This window comes from Veillonella dispar, from assembly GCF_900637515.1.
GTDB classification, from domain to species: Bacteria; Bacillota; Negativicutes; order Veillonellales; family Veillonellaceae; genus Veillonella; species Veillonella dispar.
Genome location: NZ_LR134375.1, coordinates 1,695,700 through 1,719,164 on the forward strand (window position 1 = coordinate 1,695,700; position 23,465 = coordinate 1,719,164).

Annotated in this window: 18 protein-coding genes, 8 tRNA genes and 1 pseudogene; 5 read left to right on the top strand and 22 right to left on the bottom strand. The window is 40.1% G+C overall.

Annotation, left to right across the window (positions count from 1 at the left end; translation table 11 throughout):
* Positions 1-37: 37 nt before the first annotated feature.
* The 18 genes and pseudogenes from EL171_RS07990 to hcp form a co-directional block, all read right to left on the bottom strand.
* Positions 38-2,275, bottom strand: a complete 2,238-nt coding sequence (locus EL171_RS07990) for a nitric-oxide reductase large subunit (RefSeq protein ID WP_005385467.1) — start codon at positions 2,273-2,275, stop codon at positions 38-40.
* Positions 2,276-2,452: 177 nt separating this feature from the next.
* The gene (tuf, locus tag EL171_RS07995; protein WP_039968974.1) at positions 2,453-3,640 is read right to left on the bottom strand and encodes an elongation factor Tu; all 1,188 of its coding nucleotides are present in this window, start codon (positions 3,638-3,640) and stop codon (positions 2,453-2,455) included.
* A 240-nt stretch (positions 3,641-3,880) separates the two neighbouring features.
* A tRNA-Met gene (locus tag EL171_RS08000) sits at positions 3,881-3,957 on the bottom strand.
* 5 nt (positions 3,958-3,962) lie between these two features.
* Positions 3,963-4,038: transfer RNA gene (locus EL171_RS08005), tRNA-Thr, on the bottom strand.
* 32 nt (positions 4,039-4,070) lie between these two features.
* Positions 4,071-4,146 (bottom strand) — tRNA-Met (locus EL171_RS08010).
* A gap of 5 nt (positions 4,147-4,151) precedes the next feature.
* Positions 4,152-4,236 (bottom strand) — tRNA-Tyr (locus EL171_RS08015).
* Between the two features lie 10 nt (positions 4,237-4,246).
* A tRNA-Thr gene (locus EL171_RS08020) sits at positions 4,247-4,322 on the bottom strand.
* Positions 4,323-4,506: 184 nt separating this feature from the next.
* A pseudogene (locus EL171_RS08025) lies at positions 4,507-5,156 on the bottom strand (undecaprenyl-diphosphate phosphatase).
* Between the two features lie 76 nt (positions 5,157-5,232).
* Positions 5,233-5,697, bottom strand: coding sequence for a BREX-3 system P-loop-containing protein BrxF (brxF, locus tag EL171_RS08030; protein ID WP_005385460.1), 465 nt, complete (start codon positions 5,695-5,697; stop codon positions 5,233-5,235).
* Positions 5,698-5,725: 28 nt separating this feature from the next.
* The gene (locus EL171_RS08035; protein WP_005385458.1) at positions 5,726-7,135 is read right to left on the bottom strand and encodes a hypothetical protein; all 1,410 of its coding nucleotides are present in this window, start codon (positions 7,133-7,135) and stop codon (positions 5,726-5,728) included.
* The gene (hypB, locus tag EL171_RS08040; RefSeq protein WP_005385456.1) at positions 7,132-7,785 is read right to left on the bottom strand and encodes a hydrogenase nickel incorporation protein HypB; all 654 of its coding nucleotides are present in this window, start codon (positions 7,783-7,785) and stop codon (positions 7,132-7,134) included. The genes EL171_RS08035 and hypB overlap by 4 nt, the downstream gene beginning before the upstream one ends.
* 15 nt (positions 7,786-7,800) lie before the next feature.
* Positions 7,801-8,142: a hydrogenase maturation nickel metallochaperone HypA gene (hypA, locus tag EL171_RS08045; RefSeq protein ID WP_005385455.1), complete on the bottom strand. Its 342-nt coding sequence runs from the start codon at positions 8,140-8,142 to the stop codon at positions 7,801-7,803.
* Complete coding sequence (locus EL171_RS08050; RefSeq protein ID WP_039968972.1) at positions 8,135-8,962, bottom strand: bifunctional 5,10-methylenetetrahydrofolate dehydrogenase/5,10-methenyltetrahydrofolate cyclohydrolase; 828 nt, start codon at positions 8,960-8,962, stop codon at positions 8,135-8,137. The genes hypA and EL171_RS08050 overlap by 8 nt, the downstream gene beginning before the upstream one ends.
* A 118-nt stretch (positions 8,963-9,080) precedes the next feature.
* Positions 9,081-11,048, bottom strand: coding sequence for a penicillin-binding transpeptidase domain-containing protein (locus tag EL171_RS08055; RefSeq protein WP_039968971.1), 1,968 nt, complete (start codon positions 11,046-11,048; stop codon positions 9,081-9,083).
* Positions 11,048-12,466 (bottom strand): CCA tRNA nucleotidyltransferase, encoded by a 1,419-nt coding sequence (locus EL171_RS08060; RefSeq protein ID WP_005385449.1) that lies wholly within the window; start codon positions 12,464-12,466, stop codon positions 11,048-11,050. Before EL171_RS08060 ends, EL171_RS08055 begins: the two co-directional genes overlap by 1 nt.
* 68 nt (positions 12,467-12,534) lie before the next feature.
* On the bottom strand, positions 12,535-13,407 hold the full coding sequence (sdaAA, locus tag EL171_RS08065; RefSeq protein WP_005385447.1) for an L-serine ammonia-lyase, iron-sulfur-dependent, subunit alpha: 873 nt from the start codon (positions 13,405-13,407) through the stop codon (positions 12,535-12,537).
* 11 nt (positions 13,408-13,418) lie between these two features.
* On the bottom strand, positions 13,419-14,081 hold the full coding sequence (sdaAB, locus tag EL171_RS08070; RefSeq protein ID WP_005385446.1) for an L-serine ammonia-lyase, iron-sulfur-dependent subunit beta: 663 nt from the start codon (positions 14,079-14,081) through the stop codon (positions 13,419-13,421).
* Positions 14,082-14,661: 580 nt separating this feature from the next.
* Positions 14,662-16,227, bottom strand: a complete 1,566-nt coding sequence (gene hcp, locus EL171_RS08075; protein WP_005377073.1) for a hydroxylamine reductase — start codon at positions 16,225-16,227, stop codon at positions 14,662-14,664.
* 274 nt (positions 16,228-16,501) lie between these two features.
* On the opposite strand from hcp, the gene EL171_RS08080 reads away from it, so the two are divergent.
* Positions 16,502-17,227: a Crp/Fnr family transcriptional regulator gene (locus tag EL171_RS08080; protein ID WP_005385445.1), complete on the top strand. Its 726-nt coding sequence runs from the start codon at positions 16,502-16,504 to the stop codon at positions 17,225-17,227.
* Positions 17,228-17,377: 150 nt separating this feature from the next.
* Here the strand turns inward: EL171_RS08080 and EL171_RS08085 are convergent, their stop codons facing one another.
* The 4 genes from EL171_RS08085 to EL171_RS08100 all read right to left on the bottom strand — a co-directional run bounded on the left by EL171_RS08085 (position 17,378) and on the right by EL171_RS08100 (position 21,468).
* A complete protein-coding gene (locus EL171_RS08085) occupies positions 17,378-19,219 on the bottom strand; it encodes an LPO_1073/Vpar_1526 family protein (protein WP_005385444.1) in 1,842 nt (613 codons plus the stop codon).
* Positions 19,220-19,228: 9 nt separating this feature from the next.
* A complete protein-coding gene (locus tag EL171_RS08090; RefSeq protein WP_005385443.1) occupies positions 19,229-19,780 on the bottom strand; it encodes a TIGR01440 family protein in 552 nt (183 codons plus the stop codon).
* Between the two features lie 265 nt (positions 19,781-20,045).
* Positions 20,046-20,606 (bottom strand): Fe-S-containing hydro-lyase, encoded by a 561-nt coding sequence (locus EL171_RS08095; RefSeq protein WP_005385442.1) that lies wholly within the window; start codon positions 20,604-20,606, stop codon positions 20,046-20,048.
* Between the two features lie 19 nt (positions 20,607-20,625).
* Entirely contained in the window at positions 20,626-21,468 is an 843-nt protein-coding gene (locus EL171_RS08100; RefSeq protein ID WP_039968967.1) for a fumarate hydratase, read from the bottom strand.
* A gap of 741 nt (positions 21,469-22,209) precedes the next feature.
* On the opposite strand from EL171_RS08100, the gene EL171_RS08105 reads away from it, so the two are divergent.
* From EL171_RS08105 to EL171_RS08120, 4 genes are all read left to right on the top strand, one after another.
* Positions 22,210-22,285: transfer RNA gene (locus EL171_RS08105), tRNA-Asn, on the top strand.
* A 4-nt stretch (positions 22,286-22,289) separates the two neighbouring features.
* Positions 22,290-22,364, top strand: a tRNA-Glu gene (locus EL171_RS08110).
* A gap of 3 nt (positions 22,365-22,367) precedes the next feature.
* Positions 22,368-22,443 (top strand) — tRNA-Val (locus EL171_RS08115).
* A gap of 108 nt (positions 22,444-22,551) precedes the next feature.
* A complete protein-coding gene (locus EL171_RS08120; protein WP_005385440.1) occupies positions 22,552-23,460 on the top strand; it encodes a hypothetical protein in 909 nt (302 codons plus the stop codon).
* Positions 23,461-23,465 lie beyond the last annotated feature (5 nt).

The following is a 23,465-nucleotide window of genomic DNA, read 5'->3' on the forward strand; positions in this document are numbered from 1 at the left end:
ATGCCGTTAATGCATAGAATTATATTATGCCTGTCAATTACGATTTCTTCGGAAATAGAACTTTCACAATTTGCCAGAAGAATGCTACGGCACCAATGATTAGTATTGTATCACCAATCATACGAAGCCAACGCAAGTTTTGTAACAATGGTTGTTGCATAAATTCTTCGCTACGTGCAAACCACAAACCATGTGTAATGCTTGCCCACGCTTGGATAAGACCAATCGGCAATAAGCTGATGAGCACCATTAAGGCAAGGCCTATATTGAGAGCCCAGAACCCAAATTTCATCAATTTATCGTTGAATTCAACTTCAGGTCGAATATAACGAGCAATAAGGAATACAAAGCCTAAGCTTAAGAAACCATATACGCCAAACAATGCGGTATGCGCATGTACTGCAGTTGTATTAAGACCTTGAATGTAGAACAAGGATACAGGCATATTGATCAAGAAGCCGAAGACCCCCGCACCAACAAGATTCCAGAAGGATACCGCAATGAAGCAGTATACAGGCCATTTCAAACGATGCATCCAAGGTGCGCTGTGAAGACGTGTATAGTTTTCAAAGGCTTCATAACCTAATAGTACAAGTGGTACTACTTCCAATGCGGAGAAGGATGCGCCTGTCGCCACAATAGTAGAGGTAACACCTGTAAAGTATAGATGATGGAATGTGCCAGGAATGCCACCGATGAGATAAATAGCGCCAGAGGAAATGGCTGCCACAGTACCAGCACGATACGATACAAGACCAAGTGTAACAAAGATAAATGCCATCAATGTAGTAGAGAATACTTCGAAGAAGCCTTCTACCCAAAGATGAATTACCCACCAACGCCAGTACTCCATAATTGCTAAGTGGCTATGTTCACCATAGAACAAACCTGGACCATAGAAGATACCTACCATGATAACAGAGAAGATAAAGGCAGCAATAAGGTTTTTATCCCCTTTTTGTTTGAAAGCACCAATAATACTGCGTATCATGAGTACAAGCCAGAATAGAATACCAATGTATTCAATCCATTGCCAAATACGTCCTAGTTCTATATATTCGTAACCTTGGTGTCCGAGAAGGAAATTCCAGGCTGCTGGAATTTGATGTGCTACACCTAAATATGTGCCAGCGAAGGAACCAACTACGAGGACTACAAGCGCCCAGAATAAAATATCTACACCTAGCTTTTGATATTTAGGATCCTTACCACCATTAATGATTGGTGCCAAGAATAAACCAGCGCTCAAGAATGCCATAGCAATCCAGAACAAGGACGCTTGAATATGCCATGTACGCGCAATAGAATAAGGGAAATATTGTGCCAATGGAATACCATAGAACGCTTGGCCTTCTACAGTGTAGTGAGCAATAATGCCGCCCATCCCCAATTGGAATAAGAACAGTGCTAAGATTGTAAATAAATATTTACCTAATGCACGTTGAGATGGAGTTAAAGTAATCTTGCTAATTGGATCTTCTATTGGCAGAACCAGTGCATGCTCATCATCCTTTTTACCAAAGGCCCATAACCATACAACTACACCAATGCCACATAATAAGATAATAACACTCACAACAGACCATGCGATACTTTCAGGTGTAGGATTATGATCCAACAAAGGTTCATGTGGCCAGTTGTTTGTATACGTTGCATCCGTACCAGGACGTTGCGTAGAGGCCATCCAAGTAGTCCAGAAGAAGAAGCGTGCCATATCAATGCGATCTTGTAACTCAGGTAGTGTGTTATCCTTCATTGCAAAATGATCACGAGTCAATGTTAACTCAGGGTTATCACCGTACAACTCAACAAAATAACGACCTGTAATATTCATCGCCGTAATGCGTTCTGGAGATAAAACCACAGTTCCATCATCGCGAACAGCACTACCTAAATATTCTTCTTTTACAACTTCTTTAACTGCTGCTTGTTGTGCAGTTCCCAATTGGTTATAAAGAACCCCAAATGCCTCTTGAGATTTAATATCCAGCATTATAGATACTTCTTTATGCAACCAATCTGCAGTCCAGTCAGGTGCTTGATATGCGCCATGACCTAAAACGGTCCCTACCGATTGACCACCTGTAGATTGCCATGCCGATTGACCATGTAAAATATCTTCCTTAGTGAACAAGACTTGTCCATCTTGAGATACATACGCAGTCGGTACTGGCGGTGCTTGATGATACACATCAGTACCTAGATAACCAAGGATTGAAAAACCAATAATAAGTACGGCTACTACGGCTATCCAATACTTTTTGTATTCACCCATCACATTACCTCCTTTTCTATAAAAACACAAAAGGAGGGCCTTTGCCCTCCTTGAGATTATAATAACACTATTAGCAGAATAATTCTGTATCTTTGGTTACAAATACAATAATCAATATATAAGTTAATACAAAAATAGGACCCCAAACGGGGTCCTATTTACTACAAAGATTATGAATTAACCTTCGATTTCAGTTACAACGCCAGCGCCTACTGTATGGCCACCTTCGCGGATCGCGAAACGAAGACCTTCTTCGATAGCGATTGGAGTGATCAATTCGATATCCATTGTTACGTTATCGCCAGGCATACACATTTCTACACCTTCAGGAAGGTTTACAACACCTGTTACGTCTGTTGTACGGAAGTAGAATTGTGGACGGTAGTTGGAGAAGAATGGAGTATGACGGCCACCTTCTTCTTTAGTCAATACGTATACTTCTGCTTTGAATTTTGTGTGTGGGTTGATGGAACCTGGTTTAGCCAATACTTGACCACGTTCGATGTCTTTGCGGTCTACACCACGAAGCAATGCACCAACGTTATCACCTGCTACTGCAGAATCCAAAGTTTTACGGAACATTTCAAGACCAGTTACTACGTATTGTTCAGCTTTTTCTTTCAAGCCTACAACTTCTACTGTGTCGCCTACGTTTACTTGACCACGTTCAACACGGCCAGTTGCTACTGTACCACGACCAGTGATTGTGAATACGTCTTCCACAGGCATCAAGAAAGGTTTGTCAGTATCACGAACTGGAGTTGGGATGTAGGAGTCTACAGCGTCCATCAATTCGTCGATTTTAGCTACATATTGAGCGTCGCCTTCCAAAGCTTTCAAAGCGGAACCTACAACGATAGGTACTTCGTCGCCAGGGAATTCGTAGGAAGAAAGAAGTTCACGAACTTCCATTTCTACTAATTCGATCAATTCTTCGTCGTCAACCATGTCAGCTTTGTTCAAGAATACTACGATTGCAGGAACACCAACTTGGCGAGCCAACAAGATGTGTTCGCGAGTTTGAGGCATAGGGCCGTCAGCTGCGGAACATACCAAGATAGCGCCGTCCATTTGAGCCGCACCAGTGATCATGTTTTTAACATAGTCAGCATGGCCTGGGCAGTCAACGTGTGCATAGTGACGGTTAGCAGTTTCATACTCAACGTGTGCAGTGTTGATTGTGATACCACGTTCACGTTCTTCTGGAGCTTTATCGATGTTGCTGTAATCTTGGAATTCAGCTTGACCTTTTTCAGCTAATACTTTAGTGATTGCAGCTGTCAAAGTAGTTTTACCATGGTCAACGTGACCGATTGTACCAATGTTAACATGCGGTTTCGTACGTTCAAATTTTTCTTTTGCCATTAGGATTGTATCCTCCTTCACAAAAACAAATTACATTCTAGTATTAATATAATATATTAACCCTAATTTATCAATGGAATATAAGATTCCCTTATACATTATTATACCATATATAGAAAAACTTCTAAAAATACAAATATTCTTCTAAAATAAAAAAACTGACAAATGTAATCTTTACACTCATCAGCTTCAATTTATATTTTATGGAAAATAAAAAATCCTCACCAACGTGAGGTTTAATGGTGGCGGCACACGGATTTGAACCGCGGACACACCGGGTATGAACCGATTGCTCTAGCCAACTGAGCTATGCCGCCATGTATGGAGCTAGTGACCGGGATTGAACCGGTGACCTTATCCTTACCAAGGATACGCTCTGCCGACTGAGCTACACCAGCACAATGAACGATCATTTCACTGTGAATTTTTGTGGTTGCGGGGACAGGACTTGAACCTGCGACCTTCGGGTTATGAGCCCGACGAGCTACCAACTGCTCCACCCCGCTATAAATGGTGGAGGGAGAAGGATTCGAACCTTCGAAGTCGAAGACGGCAGATTTACAGTCTGCTCCCTTTGGCCGCTCGGGAATCCCTCCAAAAATAAAATGGAGCTGGCGATAGGAATTGAACCCACAACCTGCTGATTACAAGTCAGCTGCTCTACCAATTGAGCTACGCCAGCATCATTACGACAAGATGTATTTTATCATCCGCCTCACTAAGTGTCAAGAACTTTTTAAAAGCTTTTTTGAAGTTTTTTCGTTCACTGCGGTAACCCTTAGTGCTTAATCATAATAACATGAAACGATACCCTATGCAAGTATTTTTTCTAAACTTTTTAAACTTCATTTTTTCCTCATCGGCAATCATAGATAAAGGTAGATAATCGCTAGTATAGCAACAATAATTCTATAATATCCAAAGGAAGATAATGAAGAGCGATTTAAATACCATAAAAATACTTTTACAGTGATATACCCTACTATATACGATACTAATGTGCCAATGGCAAACATAATAATATCATTTAGTTCTAGTAAATGGATTACCCGTAACAAATCATACACGCAAACAATGATCATAACAGGTACAGCCATAATAAAAGAAAAATCAGCGGCAGCTCTACGCGTACATCCAATCAACATGCCTCCCGCAATGGTCGCACAAGGCCTACTATGACAGGAATTGGCCCAAATAGATACCCTTTAATAATATATTGTAAAAGATAGCCCGCTGTTAATACAGGTAGCACACCTGCCCCAATATGTAATAGAGATACGCCACGAGTTTTAATCCAATTCTTCCGTTTTAAAAAGCTATTAAAGGTCCGTCTATAATGTGTATATATAGCAAGAATAGCCCCAATTTGAATAAACACTTCAAATACATCGGCATGGGCGGCTTCAAAATTAAGCATATGCCCAATAATAATCATATGACCTGTACTAGATACAGGAATGCATTCGGTTATACCTTCTATAATACCCAAAATGAGGGCAATTATATATTGTTCCATGATATCACCTACCTTTATAAATGCGGTCATAACTCATGGCAATATATAATGCCCTCAGTAATCAATATAGCTTTAATTAATCAATAACCATAACACGTTCAGGTTTAGTAACTGTTACAACCGCATGTTTTGGATCATTATTGTGTTCTAAGTATAATTGATCACCTTCGAGATGACCACGCCAACCTACAACAATCGGATATGTTTTACTAATAGTCTTTAATAGTTCAAGAGGATTTAAATTTAAAATCGGTGCAAACAACACATTAATACCATCGATGAGCACCACTTCTGTATCACTACGACTTAATGCACGGCGAATTACTTCTTCTGCCAATTGTGGTCTTTCATCACGAGGTACTAACAAAAATTCTTCTTCAATAAGTTGTTTCGCTTCTAAGTACTTCCAACCTTTTTGCTCAGACAATTCACGAATTAGCAAACTTTTACCAGAACCAGGACCACCAACGATAAACAATATGCGTTCATCATCACCTTGAATTTTTTCCCAACGTTCTCTTACATCTTGAACAGTAACCATATCCTTTGCCTCCTCGCTGTGACCAATCCTACTTAACTGGACGGTCAGATAACATAACGGATTTGATATATTGGTTTTTATCATCTAGGGCAAACTGTAAATATGAATCGCTTGCCGCTGGATTTTTATATTCATATACGGTAGACGTGCCCGCATTTGTTGTAGATTCAACGATACGAGTTGGCATACCATACACAAAGAGCAATAGATACTTAGTATCGCCCATCGCGATGCCACGACGGGTAGGTGTGTAAATGTTTAACAATACGCGATTGATAAGATTTTTTTTATCAACACTTACACCATATTCGTTATATCCAATAAAGGTGGAACCAAACAACATACCTTGATGTTTCCAGTCGTTATTTGGATCATTAACAAAATGATCATTCAATTTATAGCCACGCAATACAAAATCATCAGCAGTCAACTTACCAGCTTCGAAATCATATACTGGAGCTTTAGGTAATCCAAATCTTGGCCATACTTGACCACTAATCATATCAACAGCTTCTACATTGCTTTGTTTGATGGTGAAAGCAATATATTCTTTCTGTTGTCCTAACATAGATTGTTGTTGGCTATTATTATTTGTATTCTCTATCGAGCCGTTAAAGTCCTTTTTTCGAGACAATGAATTTTCGGAATGACCTTCATAAAGGAAAATATAGCTTTCATTTTTCAAGTCACGCCACATCGCATTAGGACTGCCATAAGCAAATACCAATTCCATGCGCGTACTACCCACACCTATATCGCGTACAGTACGGGCGCCTTTTTTCGTACTATGAATATTAGTAATAGTATTTGGCTCAAAGAAATAGGTAGCCCCTTGACCTCGCAATTGATTGTTTATCAATCGTTCTTGAGTAGGTCCCGTATATACGGTTACCTCCAAATCTTTCATATAGTACGTCGTAAAGTTATCACGCACTACCGTTTTTTCTACATCTTTAGGTGCTACAAACTGATCACCTAAGCGGTACCCATCAATGGCATAATCATCTTCAGACCCTATGGTTGGTAAATTATTAGCCGTATAGGACTTGCCGATATCCGCCAAATTATTTTGCGTTACACTAGGCAAGGATCCTTCATTTTCGCTAGCTGCTTGCCAAAATTGTATGGAATCACCAAACTCGGTAACTGCCATTTGTTCGGCCAACCAACCTGTTTTTGTGTTTTCCTTCTTTATTTTTGTATCAATTTTAACGGCTTTAATCGGTGCATTATCTATATACGCAACAGAATTAGCCGCATCAGGTTCCACCGTTTCTACAGGTGCAGCAGTAGCTGCCGCATCATTTGTATCCTCTGTAGCTTCTACAGCCGTCGGTTTCACTGTGGAAATAGCCGGTTCTGCCGCATACCCTACCGTTGTAGCAGATAGGCCAACTAAAAGTGCCGCTACGATACGGCTCTTAATAGAATGATTCATCGATTACTCTCCAATTGCGCACGCAACCATGTCAACCATGGCTCTAACCCATTATGGGCCGTGCAACTTACTTCAAAAATCTCTCCTGTTGGATTCAAATTACGTATATCTTGTATTGCCTTGTCTTTTTTAAATGGTACATAAGGCAATAAATCTATCTTATTAATGAGAATAGCCTTTGACTCTTTAAAGATTAATGGGTATTTAAGAGGCTTATCTTCACCTTCAGTAACAGATAATACAGTTACTTTCATGCTTTCACCAATCTCAAATTCTGCAGGGCATACAAGGTTACCTACATTCTCGATAATGATCATATCCAGTTCATCAAGATTTAAATCACCTAGTGCATCTTGAATCATTTGTGCATCAAGATGGCAACCTCCCACTGTATTGATTTGAATAACAGGAACTCCTAATTCATGAATCCGTTCCGCATCCTTAGCAGTAAATAAATCACCTTCAATAACAGCAAGGCGGTAATCTTTTTTCAAATCATGTAAAGTTGCCTCTAACAGAGATGTTTTACCAGCTCCTGGAGAACCTAATAGATTAAATACAAAAATATTTTTTTCCTTAAACAACTGTTGTAAGGACTCTGCAATGGCATCATTTTTTGCCAATACATTAGTTTTAACTTGAACTTGCATGTCCTAACCTTTCTATCAATCGATATCCATGGAGGTCACTTGTAGTTCACGGCCACCAATGGTTTGTACGAAATGACTGTCACAATACGGACAGATAAATTTATAATTTTCTACAGGAAATGTTTTATCACAATCCAAGCACTTTCCTTCAATAGGAATGGTGTTGATTTCAATACGTGAGCCTTCTGCGGCGGTCCCCTTTGTAACGGCTTCCCAACAGAAAAGAAGCGAATCTGGTTCCACGCCACTCATAAGACCCAAATCGAGTTGAACAGAATGAATCACAGATGCATCGTGTTGGCGTAACGTATCGAGGGCTACATCAAGTATGCCTTCTGCTATAGACATCTCATGCATGGTATGCCTCATATACAGCTTCAAGCATCATAGTAGTCGTTACAGAGCCTACACCACCAGGTACTGGAGTAATTGCAGACGCAATATCTTTTACCGCTTCATAATCAACATCGCCTACCGTCTTACCTTCTAGTTCATTAATGCCTACATCGATAACAACAGCACCTGGCTTAATCATATCTGCTGTAATCATATGAGCACGACCCGCTGCAGCAATGACGATATCGCCTCGTTTTACTTGCTCTGCCAAATCAGGAGTTCTAGAATGGCACATTGTAACAGTACCATGTGCACCAAGGGTCATAAGAGCTACTGGTTTGCCAATAACTTGGCTACGACCGATTACTACCACATGTTTCCCCTCTACAGGAATATCGTAGTGATTCAAAATTGCCATGCACGCCTTAGCAGTACAAGGGGCAAAACCACCTTTACCTGCAGTTACAAGGCCAATATTGTACGTAGTTAAACCATCGATATCTTTTTTAGGATCTAGCATATCAATAAGAGCCTCTGTATCAATGTGTTTAGGCATCGGCATTAACGGTAAAATTCCATGAACAACCGCATCATTATTTAATTCTTGCAATGCTGTAACTACTTCATCCTGTGTAGCCGTTTCAGGTAATTCCTTTAATACAAAGCCATAGCCAAAGTTCTTAGCTGTCTTTTCCATAAATGTAGCATACATATGAGCCCCATGGTCTTCACCAACGAGTAATACTGCCATAGTAATTACAGAGTCGCCTACTGCTGCAACTTTTTCTTGTAAAATCGCCTTGTGAGCATCTGCTACTGCTTTACCGCGTAATTCAATCATGTGTATCTCCATTCATTCAAACTATCTATAAAATAAGGTGCCTCCGGAGAGGCACCTAAGTCTCTTATTCTATTATATAACGAACTGTCTATAATTTCTAATTATGACCGAATTCGTTTTATCTACGGAAATGAACAGTAATTGCTGTACCAGCCTGAACAGTTGTACCGCTACTTTCATCTTGAGATGTAGCCGTACCAGTTCCATCCGGTTTAAAGGCAAGTCCCGCCTTATGTAACCAATCACGCACTTCACCATAGGTAAAACCAGTAAAGTTAGGCAATGTAACAGAACCATCACTTCCCGGTTTTGGTTCAGGTAATGTATTAGCAGCTTTAACAGCTACTGGTGTACTTTCTTTAACATACGGACTCATTTGGTAATACCGTACAAGTTGAGATACGATGTCCTTAAATACAGGGGCTGCAATTTGACCACCATAAATAGAACCCTTTTGTGGGTCATCAATAACGACAAGAACTACAAATTTTGGATCCTCTACAGGGCCAAAGCCAATAAAGGACGCAATGTATTGTCCGTCGAGATAACCGCCATGTTTGGTATCTAGTTTTTCCGCCGTACCAGTTTTACCGCCGAAGTGATAACCTTCTACCATCGCTTTTGTACCGCCACCTTCGGATACTTCTTTTTCTAGAATATCTACAATGGTTTTAGCGGTTTCCGCCGGAACTGGTTGTCCCACAACAGATGTTTCAGTCGTACTTGTAACATCGCCTTGAGAGTTACTATAAGACTTGATGATATGTGGTTTCATCATAGCCCCACCATTAGAAAGTGCACCAAAGGCGCGAACCATTTGTAATGGTGTAACCGCAATACCTTGACCGATGGACATAGTCGCAACGTCTAGCTTACTCATATCCTCTGGATTATACAAAATACCTGCTCCTTCACCAGGCAATTCAATACCTGTTTCAGAACCAAAGCCATAATCACGTACATATTTCGAGAGAATATCTGCGCCTGTTAATGTACCAATTTCAGCCATACCAGTATTAATAGAGTACTTCAAAATATCTAGCAAACGAACAGGACCATATCCCTCACCATTCCAGTTTCTAATGATATGTCCATTGGCAGCGAAGGCCCCTTTATCGTTATACACAGTGTCTAACTTCCATTTGCCTGCTGCAAGAGCTGCAGATGCAATGATAGGTTTGAATGTAGAGCCTGGTTCATATAAATTGGTAACCGCAATATTTTTGAAAGCCTCTTCACCACTTTGGTTGTAGTTATTAGGATCATAACTTGGACGATTGGCCATCGCTAATATTTCACCGTTCTTTGGATCCATAACGATAACGCTGGCATGCTTAGCTCCTGTATCAACCATCGCCTTATCAAGAGCGCGTTCTGCAATAAATTGAATTGTTGCATCGATGGTTAAGGTTACACTTTTACCCTTATCTGGTAAAAATTTAGATAGTACGGAACCAAAGATGGCATTCCCTTTATTATCAGTAGCTACAATTTCTTGTTGTACGCCCCCCTTTAATTCGTCATCAAGAACCATTTCTAGCCCATCAAGGCCTTTATCATCAGTACCGACAAAGCCTAATACTTGTGCCGCTAAGACACCATTTGGATAATAGCGCTTAGATTCTTCAACGAAATTAAGGCCTGCAATATTATTATCCTTAATAACTTGTTGTACCCCTTTTGATTTGTCTGCATCCATCATACGATTCAACCAGACAAAGGCGGTATCCTCTTGCAAAGCTTTCACAATATTCTCTTTTGACATCGTTACGTACGGTGAGATGAGATCCGCAATCTCTTGAGGAGACTGTTTAATCATCTTCGGATCCGCATATAAAGATTTTGTAACTACACTCATCGCCAAAGGCTTGCCATTACGGTCATAGATTGTACCGCGCGGCGATTGTAATTTTCTATCTACTTGAACTTGTAATAAGTTTTTCTTCTCTAGGTCAAAGGTATCAAAGACCTGTAACTGTGCTAAACGCCCGATAAGGACGAAGGCAACGGTCATGAGTATGGCAAGGCACCACGTAGTGCGACTCCAATCACTCATGCGTAATAACGCTTTATTTAATAACTTCATCATTTCTCCACTGGACGGCGTAACTTATGGTCTAATGCATCATATAATGCATCTGGTTCATTGGGAATCACCCCATTTTGAACCTGACCTAATAAATACTGCAATCCTTCCCCCACTTTTTTCCCTGCAAGCTTAATAACTCGTTCGTCATAATTTAAATCCTTTGTATGGATAGGCATCTCTAGGCTAAGATCTGCCATACATTCACCAAAGGCTAAGGTGCCATCCGTCGATGCATAAGGCTTCCCACAGCCTAATACATCGGCAGCACAAACCTTAGATAATTGTTCCCATGCAATTCGCATAATTTGACTATCTCGAAACTCACCGCTGCGAGCCTCTTTACGGATCCACTTCTTCTCATTAGCTTCCCCATTTTGTACAAAATAGTGAAAGCGCATATGATTTTTTACAATCCAAGCTACACGGCGCACAAAACTCTTAGGGTAACCTAAACGAGTAAGTAATGTTTCTGTCATTTCAGCCCCTAATGTATCATGACCACGATCTGTGAGGCGACCATTCACCACAGCACGCACCGTAGGCATCCCCTTTGCTACATCGTGTAACAGTGCACCCCAACGTAATGTTAAATCTGGTTCTGTATGAGATACAACGGCTAATGTATGATACCAACCATCAAATTCGTGAAAGTCTTTTTCTTGTGGTAAATTCACAAGATGGTATAGCTCTGGTAAAATAGGCACTTCACGAGCCACGCCATTTTCTACAACGCGACAAGAGCACTCGGCCAAGCGAGATTGTACTAATACATCAAGGCCCTTAGCCACAGCGGGCTCTAACATGAGTCGGTCCAGTTCACTACGGACTCTCTCAAGAGATAACCCAGGCACACGATAAAATGCCTTTGGCATAGCTTCTAATAAGTCTTCGGTAGGTAAGAAATCTAGCTTTGCCACAAAGCGGCATGCTCTAAATAATCGCAATGCGTCTTCTTCGAAGCGTTGCTGTGCATTGCCAATGGTTCGCAATGTCTTATGCTTGATATCTCGACGTCCCCCTACTAGGTCTATGACCTCACCAAAACGATTCATCGCCATGCCATTGACCGTAAAGTCGCGACGCAACACGTCTTCCTCCAAGGTATCGGCATAAGCGATTTCTTCTGGTCGATGACTATCCGCTCCATATCGTTCAGTGCGATACGTTGCAATTTCATATTGCTTTCCTTCTAGTGTAGCTACTACTACACCAAAAGATTTTCCTACTAAGTCTGTCGTTTGAATATCTTGACCGCGTAGGACTTCAATTACCGTATCAGGGCGTGCAGACGTCACAATATCAAAGTCATGAGGCTTTTGATGCATCAAAATATCACGCACTGCTCCGCCAATGATATAGGCTTCATAACCTGCTTCTTCTAATACAGTCAATATTCGATTGGCTTGTTCCATCATGCACACTCCTTTCTGAACTAGTCTAACCTTTATTTTACTACAAATGAAAGCATGAAAAAAGTGCAATCCTATAAGGATTGCACTCGTTCTGCAATAGCTGTACCCGTCGGTGTTACCGCAAGGCCGCCATCACTTGTTTCACGCAATGCTGCTGGCATAGCGCGACCGATATTATTCATTGCTTCAATAACTTCATCTGGTGGAATTTGACTTTCAATATTCATCAAAGCCAATTCAGATGCAGTAATGGCATGAACTGCATAGAAACCATTACGTTTAACGCACGGTACCTCTACAAGCCCTGCTACTGGATCACAGGCAAGGCCCAATAAGTTTTTCATGCACAATGCGATAGCATGTCCTACTTGACGAGGCGTACCACCCATCATTTCTACAATAGCACCGGCAGCCATACAAGCGGCCGTACCAATTTCTGCTTGGCAACCGCCAACGGCACCGGCCACACAAGCGCGATTCGCTACGACATTGCCAATGCCAGAGGCAGCCAAGAAGCCCTTTACCATAGTTGCTCTATCTAGCTTGTAATGGTCCGCTACTGCTTTCACCGCACCAGGCATAACACCACAAGATCCAGCCGTAGGGCACGCAACAATGCGGAACATCTTTGCATTTGCTTCATTAACAGCAATAGCATAGGTCATAGCTTTGTACGCAATATCACTCATAAATCTTGGTGTTTGTCCATTAAGCTGTGCTGCCTGGCCACCGGACATACCAGACGCTGTTTTTTCTGCATAGTCTATACCATCTTGAATAGAACCTTCAAAGATGTCTAAACGATGCTCTATTTCACGAATAACCGCTTCTTCACTGCGGTCATAATTTTCTAATTCATAACGCAGTACTACTTCACCAAAGGAAATGTTATTTTCCTCAGCTAAGCGAATAATATCTGCAATTGTATCGTATGCATAACTCATCATTCGCCCTCCTATAACGCTTCAAAGGTCATCACATCTTGAATGCCTGGACACTCGCGCATAAACTGAACGGTAATAGGATTTACTACTGTATCGGTAGTAATGACCATCACTGCATCCTTGTGCTTACCCTTACGGAATACACGCATGGTAGCAATATTAATATCGGACTCACTCAATGCTTGGCTCACAAGAGAAATGGCACCAGGTCTATCCTCATGAAATACGACAAGGGTAAACTCATCGCCAGTAATAGACATATCATTGCCATCTACTTCGGTAATCATAATTTGACCACCACCAAGAGAACGACCAATAACAGTCATATGACGATTATGTTCATCGTACATATCAAAACGAACTACATTAGGATGGCCTACATCGAGAGGAGACTCAATAAAGTTGTACTCCATCCCCTCTTTCTCAGCTAATTTATGAGCAACACGAATATTCGTATCATCCTCTTTGAACCCCAATAAACCGCCAATCAAAGCACGGTCTGTACCATGACCTTTATAGGTCTTCGCAAAAGATCCATATAAGGTTAAATCTACCTTTTTAGGTGTGGAACGGAAAATACACCGCGCCATCTTACCTAGCCGCGCAGCACCAGCTGTATGCGAACTAGACGGGCCAATCATAACAGGCCCTATAATATCAAAAATACTATTCATACACGCCTCTATATACACATCAACAATGTGAAAAAATCTTACTTTACCTATAGTATAACAATCGATATTGATTACTGTCTATATGCACATTAGGGGCATAAATGTACTTCTACAGAGGACTATACGTATACATCGACATCCCCACTCTACGTTACTATTTTGAAAAACACTATTTTATAAGTTTGTATATTGATGGAACTTATTTTCCACGAACCTTTCTGCTAATGGGCATAACCTATTGAGTGCAAACCGCATCCCTCTCCAAGTACTATTTTGGTGAAAGCTATTTAAGAATTAGTATATTGATGGGACGCCTTCTTATCTACAGTTATAAAAAGGAAAGACTATACTTATGCAGCGACATCAGGTCACGAGGAGCAAAGAAGTATAGTCTTTCCTTTTTAACTAAGTTGTAGATACAAACTGGGCCCCATCAATATACAGCCACTAAGATATAGCTTTCAAAAAAATAATAAAAAACGCACCTTAGGCGAACCTAAGGTGCGTTATTTATAACAACAGTCCTAAATCATAAAAGAGAGGGGAAGTAGGACTGTGGTTAATAGATTAATGGATCCGATTAGCCCAAGATAGCTTTCATGTCAGCTTCTGGAGTTGTAATTGGATGTAATTGGAATTTTTCTACCAAAATGTTCAATACATTGCTGGAGAAGAATTTAGGCAAGGAAGGTCCGATGTAGATGTTGCGGATACCCAATGCCAACAATGTTAACAAGATACATACTGCTTTTTGTTCGTACCAGGACAATACCAATGTTAATGGCAAGTCGTTTACGTCACATTCAAATGCACCAGCCAAAGCTACTGCTACTTGAATAGCGGAGTAAGCATCGTTACATTGACCCATATCAAGGATACGAGGGATACCGCCGATTTCACCGATGTTAAGGTCGTTGAAGCGGAATTTACCACAAGCCAATGTCAATACTACAGTATCATCTGGAGTTTGTTTTACGAATTCTGTGTAGTAGTTACGGCCTACTTTAGCACCGTCACAACCACCAACTAAGAAGAAGTGTTTGATTGCGCCAGCTTTTACAGCGTCGATTACTTTATCAGCAATACCCAATACTGTACCGTGACCAAAACCAGTAGTTACTTCGTGACCACCGTTGATACCAGTGAATTCTTGAGCTTCTTTGTAGCCGCCCAATTCGATTGCGCGTTCAATAACAGCGGAGAAGTCTTTAGTGCCATCAGCTTTTTCTTCTACGTGTGCACAGCCGTCGAAACCTACCATATCTGTAGTGAAGATATTAGCTCTGTAGTTTTCTTTTGGTGGCATAATGCAGTTTGTAGTGAACAAGAATGCGCCAGGAACGTCAACGAATTCTTTTTGTTGGTTTTGCCATGCAGTACCGAAGTTACCTTTCAATTGAGGATGTTTTTTCAATTCAGGGTAAGCGTGGCAAGGTAACATTTCACCATGAGTATAGATGTTTACACCTTTACCATCAGTTTGTTCCAACAATTGATTCAAGTCGTGAAGGTCATGACCAGTTACAACGATGAAAGGACCTGGTTCTACAGTCAAAGGTACTGTAGTTGGTACTGGAGTACCATATGTTTCAGTGTTAGCTTTATCAAGAATAGCCATGCATTTCAAGTTGATTTGACCGAATTCCATCAACAAGTTCAACCATTCTTCAGCACTGTGGTCTTTAGCGAATTCTACCATGCCTTTGATGAACCAAGCATCAACTTCAGGATCATGGAAACCAAGGCGTGCAGCATGCCATGCATAAGCAGCCATACCACGCATACCTAACAATAATGTGGAACGAAGGGATACGATATCTTCTTCACCTTTCCACAATTGTTCCCAATCGAAGTTTTGAGCTGCGCTATCGATTTTTGCATGATAAGCGTTTACTTCGTCGATGAATTCTTGAACGCGGTCTTCAGAGAAGTTTACGTTTGTTACACACATGAACAAACCACGCATTAAATAGTCAACGCCTTCTTTAGTTTGGCCTTTTACGTCTAAAGCGCGTGCTAAACCAACTAAAGCAGCAGTTAATTCGTCTTGTAAGTTAGCAACTGGTGCAGTTTTACCACATACACCTTGTACAGTACAGCCGCCTGGTGCTGCAGATTGTTCGCATTGATAACAGAACATACTCATTTAAAAATCCTCCTTTGCGAGACTTCCTCGCATTCAAGCTAGATAATATAAAACCTATACATTACACTGATGAATTATCAGGTGTCTGATTGATTACATTTGAAAGTATAACGTAAAGATGATACAATTTCTGTAGCTTGAGCAACAAATAAAAAACTTTTTCAAAATTTTTACCTGGCTCCCCTTTCGGAACAGGTAGGTCATTTGACCTTATACTATTATTATACAATAATCAATTTAATTTACTATAGACTTCGTCACATCGGAGGCGACCATGAAGCAAATACTTTCAAATGACATTATCAACCAATATCTACCTACCCTAATTAAATGCCCTTTATTTAATAAGTTGGGCGAACCTGAACTACGCAGCTATTTACATAATGCAAAGGTTATTGTACATAGCTATAAGAAAAATGATTTTATTGCCCTCTCTGGGGATCCTATGGAAGGCATTGGCGTTATTCTCGAAGGCAGTGCGTTACTGACACGGGAAAATGTTATGGGCCAACGCGTTATTATGGCTAACCTTGAACAATCTGATATTTTTGGTGAAGCATTGCTATTTAGTAAACAACCATTATGGCCTGCTACGATTAAAGCTACAAAGGTTAGTAAAATTATGTTCATTCCTCTTGAAACATTTATTGATACATTGCCTGATTGCCAACAATGCCAAACAAAAATTTTGTCCAACCTATTGGAGGACTTGTCTGAAAAAGCTATTCTCCTTACAAGAAAGGTTCATTATCTTACCTTGAAAGGTATGCGCGAGAAGATTTTCGCGTACTTAACAGACATTTATAAACGTCAGCAGTCTACAACAATCCATTTGCCACATAACCGTGAGCAAATGGCAGAAGTACTCAATGTATCTCGCACAGCACTTAGCCGTGAGCTCGGTCGACTTCGCGATGAAGGCATTATAGATATTACAGGTCGCACGGTAACGTTAAAAGATATTGAAGGAATTGAAGAATTTGGTTTTAATAGTTTCTAACATGTAATCGCCCTATCGTTTTTAAAATGTAATCAAATCGTCGTTTCTAATAAATAATACAATTATTCGTTCTAACATATAATCAAACGAAAAAGGTCTCCCTAGATCATCTAGGGAGACCTTTTATAGTTTAATTATTTTCTTTGGTTATTAGAACCAATGAGATAAATCGAATTCTTCACCAATAGTTGCTTTCACATGAGCACGGCCTAAGTAAAGGCCAAGCAATGTTAAGCTGATTTTAGACATCGGCGTATGATCAAATACATCCGCTAAATCTAGTAGAACTGGAGAAATATCATCCATAATATCACGTGCTTCTTGACCTCTGAAAGCAGTCGGTTTACTCTTCATAAGCGCAATGAGATCACGTTGAACCATAGAATCAGAAATACGAGTTTGTCTAAAGAAACGAGGTGCTAAAGACTCGTCAACTAACGCCAATTTATAAAGATTGGAATTCAAGCTACGCACCACATAACGTGGATCAACGCCATGACCATCAGTAGCACGGAAGAGTTCCTCCTTGGAGAAGCCACGATAGTTGAACACAAATGGATAGGAATTGGATAACACTTGAGCTAATGTAATTGGTTCGCGTTCCTCTTGCGTACAGCGTAAATAGTCTAGCTGGCGGTAGAAAGAATTGTTTTGAGGCAAATCAGAAATGAATGGCTCAATATATTTTTCTACATAATGTTGGAAGTGAATCAATCCATAGTTATTAGAGTTTCTAGAGTATTGTAATAATAGGGTCAATGCCATGACTTGGAAATGACCTAGCGTTAAATGTGGCAATACGCGTAATGCATCAAAGGCTACAAGGTACGGCGTACTAGACTTAGGCGATTGTACTACATCTAGGAATGCGCCTAGCGCAGCGGATTTCATCCACTCTGTATTCGTAGCAGCATAAGCCTTTTGCATGCTCATTAGTGCTTCTTGAATTACAATATTATCAAGAAGTGCGTTGACTTCAGCTAACTTTGTAATATTAAGAGCAGCTAACGCATCTCTTGTAATGGATTCCACATAATGTTGTGTATCGCCATGTAATACACCAAAAGCATGAACAAATGGTGCAATCGCTAACTCAACACATTTATCTTCATGTGCTGCTTTAGCCCATTGCCCTGTAGGTACCTCTTCTTCAACCATACTAGCTGCCGCCAATTGAGCTTCTATTTCAGAAGCGTCAAACAAGCGTGTTTCATCCAATACAGATGGACCTTCTACTGTTTGTACCTCGTCGGCACCACCAATCATTTGCGTAACATCTAAATTCTCAGCTTCATCAGCTTCTAAGGCTTCTACAGACTCGCCCATAGCAATCGTATCCTCTACGGAATTAGCTCGATTGCGCAGTTCATCTGTTACGGCATCGAGAACAATAGTCTTATCCATCAATGGAGTAGCATTATGCTCAACATTTTGAAGTCTATTATCTGAAACAGCGGGCATTACAATGGTTTCATCCATACTAGGTGCTATTGGACTAGATACTGGCACCTCTTGGGAAACAGATTCTTGTTGAGTCGATTCGCCAGAAACAGTTGAATCTTGAACAGTTTCCTGTTCTTCCAAGATTGGTTTACCAGACTCTGTCTGAGTTGACTCTGCTTGATGACCTAATGCTAATGAATATCCTGTAGAGGAATTTTCAACATGTAATTGATTCCCATCTCGTCGATTATAGGATGTATCTTCATGATCCACCATAGATTCAGAAGCTTCGGAATCCTTATTGTCATCCATAATGGAGGCTGTATATACATTGGTTCCACCTTCATGTGTAACCGTTACATCCCCAACCTTGGATTCATTAAGCGATTTTTCTTTATGATGTTCATCATTAGGCTTAGTAACAGATCTATCACGATGCTCATGTTTCGCTTGGCTTTCACCATCATTACGATTAAAAACAGCGTAACAAATAGCAAAAAATCCGAGCGCCACAACGGCTAATACAAAATACGGTATTACGTTTGACATACTAACCCCCTACATCAACGCTTCATTATATGCAGCACGTTCACCACCAATGCTCTTAGGTCGAACACGACAAGCTGTTACATGGGCCCCACCAATTTCTTTAATGCTGAGGCGCACTGGTACGGTAACATGTTTCATATGCATGCCTATAAAAGTATCCCCAATATCGATACCAGCATCAGCTTTAATAAATTCAACCATTACTGGATCTTCAAAACGTTCATAAGCAGTAACTGCCATAGCTCCACCTGCATGACGTTGAGGCACTACATTAACCTCTTCCTCCCATGTTACCGCGCTACGTTCCATAACAAGCGCACGGTTAATATGTTCACAGCATTGAACCGCCAAATTAAGACCTTTAGCTTTAACAGCTTTATATATTTCATCAAATAAGACCTGAGCCACATCAATGTGGGAATCAGTACCTATTTTCTTACCCATAACTTCGCTAGTGGAACAGCCCACAACGAACAATTGACCTTCTCGAACCTTTGCCAAATCGAGTAATTCAGCCATCGCTGTGCGCACTGACTGACGAATAGTTTCTACAGAAGTCATGATATCGCCTCACTCACTTTGAATGTATAAATCTATATGTATATTATCACAAAATGGACAGAATCGGTAGACTTTACTCTACGCAATACAAGTGAACATTACATAAGACTATAGTAATTATAAAAGTAGTTTTATTTATTACTATCATACTAATAAACAATGTAATAATCATTAAATATATACATTTACAGTGATACATATAGATTTTCTACAAATAAAAAGAGGCTTGCAAATGCAAGCCTCTTTTAATCACTCAACGGTGATATTAGATTTTTCTGTAAGGTTTTTGACCTTGTTCGTAGAAGTTGTTACCTTCAGTATCGCCAACTACGATGCAAGGGAAATCTTCAACTGTCAATTCAGCCAAAGCTTCTGGACCAAGTTCACCATAAGCAAGTACTTCGTATTTTTTGATGGATTTTGCAATCAATGCTGCAGCGCCACCAACTGCTGCGAAGTATGTGCAACCATTTTTCTTCATGGATTCAACTACTGCTGGTTTACGGGAACCTTTACCGATCATGCCTTTGATGCCTTGATCAAGCATTGTTGGTGTGTAAGCGTCCATACGACCAGAAGTTGTAGGACCAGCGGAACCAATTGGGTCACCAGGTTTTGCAGGTGTTGGGCCAAGGTAGTAAACGAATTTGTTAGTCCAATCGATTGGTAATTTTTCACCGCGTGCTAAAGCTTCAGTCATAACTTTATGAGCAGCGTCACGAGCGGAGTAAATTTTGCCAGTGATAAGTACGCTATCACCAACTTTTAATTTACGGGAAAACTCTTCATTATATTCTTCAGTATTAATGCGAATTGTTTCAGCCATTGTAATTACCTCCTACCGATTAAAGTACTACGTGTTTATGACGAGCAGCATGACACATAATAGTAACAGCAACAGGAAGGCCGGCGATATGAGTTGCACCCCATTCGATGTTTACACCGATACAAGTTGTTGTGCCGCCCAATTGTGGACCGATACCAGTTTTGTTAACCATTTCCAAAATTTCTTCTTCCAATTTTGCATACTCAGGATCTTTATGAGGAGTGCTAATATCGCGAAGCAAAGCTTTTTTGGACATAACAGCTGCTTGGTCCATAGTACCACCAATACCTACGCCAAGTACGATTGGAGGGCATGGGTTAGGGCCAGCATGTTTTACGATTTCAAGAACTGCATTTTTAACGCCTTCAACGCCATCTGCAGGTACCAACATAGCTACGTCAGATTTGTTTTCGGAACCGAAACCTTTAAGTTCTACGTTGATTTCTACTTTATCGCCAGGAACGATATCGATGTAAATGATTGCAGGTGTATTGTTTTGAGTGTTTTTACGGTTGAACAATGGTTCTGCTACAACGGATTTACGAAGGTAACCTTCTACATAGCCTTGAGCAACACCTTCATTGATAGCTTCTTTAAGATCGCCACCAACAAAATGTACGTCTTGACCTACTTCTAAGAATACCAATGTCATACCAGTATCTTGGCAGTATGGACGATCTTCAGCATCAGCAATTTCTGCATTTTTGATGATTTGATCGAGAACGATGCAACCAACTGGAGACTCTTCTGTTTCACGGCCTTTTTTCAAGCCTTCATAGATGTCTTTTGGCAAGTGGTAAGCTGCGTCCATACACATTTGACGGACTGTTTTTGTGATTTCAGATACTTGAATCTCGCGCAAGATAATCCCTCCTCAGGAACATAGTTGAATATTAATTCTAATTACCGTGAGATAACTTTTTACTCTCGAGTATATGAAATATATGTATCTCATACACATCGAGATTAACTCTATGCATCAATCGTAACACACAATATACAGGCTTTCAACGGCTCAACTATACAGTTTTCTCAATGCTTTTTCATATTTTGAGAACAATTTTCATGAATATTGCTGTATATATTTCGGCATGTCAACATCACTTTTTTACCCTTTTTCGTCCCCAAAAAATCACTTCGACGATGTGATAAAAGTCATAGTTAATCATAGGTTGAAAGTATTTTTATACTCTTTATCACAATCGACTTTTAGAGGTAAGAATTAGGTTAAAAGCACCTTATAAATGCAGAGTATATCTAAGATGATGAATACGCTTTTAAGCTACTTGATATTACTTTTCAAATAAAAGGTTTAAACTTTTTTACAATGCATATGTATACCGATTATATTCAATATACTTATATTGCTAACTCTTAAGAAAATATACATTATGAATCCCTTATAAATATAGGCATTATCTATGTTTATTCATCTCTATAGATTATATAAATTTTAATGACTTGCTTATCACTATTTTTGATAAGTTATTTTTTGTATAAAGTTATGTGTTTTAGTCATAATTAACGCCTTTTGATTTATAGTAATTTTAAAAAAAACGCTTGCTTTTATAATTAATCTAACATATAATAACAATCGTACCATTCCTCGATAGCTCAGTTGGTAGAGCAATCGGCTGTTAACCGATCGGTCGTAGGTTCGAGTCCTACTCGAGGAGCCATTCTGGCCCGTTGGTCAAGCGGTTAAGACACCGCCCTTTCACGGCGGTATCCCGGGTTCGATTCCCGGACGGGTCACCACATGGACGATTAGCTCAGCTGGGAGAGCGCCTGCCTTACAAGCAGGATGTCGGCAGTTCGATCCTGTCATCGTCCACCAGACCAAGAAGCAAGCATAAAGCTTGCTTCTTTTTTTTGTATATGTGATATAATAGTACCAGTTGTTTTGTTTGTAAAAATTTAAAGAGTTTTATTAAGAGGAGGAACTATGTTTCGTAAATTCGGACGCTATAAACGTTCGCTACTTACAGTACTAGGTGTACTATTGGCATCTACACTTGCTACAGCAAGTGCGGCCACAATTAATATGAGTCAATTAACATCCAATAGGGCTCAACCGGTTGTTATTAATTCTGTGCAATCCAATGTAGATACAACTACACCTACATTACAATCCGATAATAATGGTCAACCTATTTTGAAGGTTGCCAACACACCTGTTTCTACTCCAGTTGTAGGAACCCCTGAAAAAGCGACGATCAATACATCTAATTCTAATTATGATGGTCACTTAGAAAACTTCCCTAGTCGCAAGGTAACAATCGTAGTACCTGCCAAGTTGCGCAATGAAAATACAGCACAATTTGGTCGTTACATGACAGACCGCCTATCTAACACACTTAAATATCCGTACTACGACACAGCAATCGTAAGTACTAATACGCCAACAGCAGAAATTAGAGCTGTTGACCTTGCACAAATTGCATCTGCACAAAACTCTGAAATTGTTATCATGCCTGTACCATTGCAAGACGTTTACGTACAAATCAATGGTGTAAATAGCCCATACGCATATAACAATGATGATCGCGAAATGTACATTGCAGCAAAGGTAAATGCATTGTTATATTACTACGATGTGAATGACCAAGTTATTCACACTGTACGCAGTGGATTCAATCAAACAGATGATTCCTTGACAATGCCAACACATAAGGCTGTATGGAATAAAGTTATGACCGTATTACTTGATAAATTACCGTATAAACGTATTCCAACAGACCATGACCGCTATCAAGCACCTGGCATCAACTCTGAATCTCCTGTTGTACTTGACTTCCAAGTAGAACAACCTAGAAATACTGCTTACTCCTTAAAAGGTGTTAGCGTATTATAAGAGAC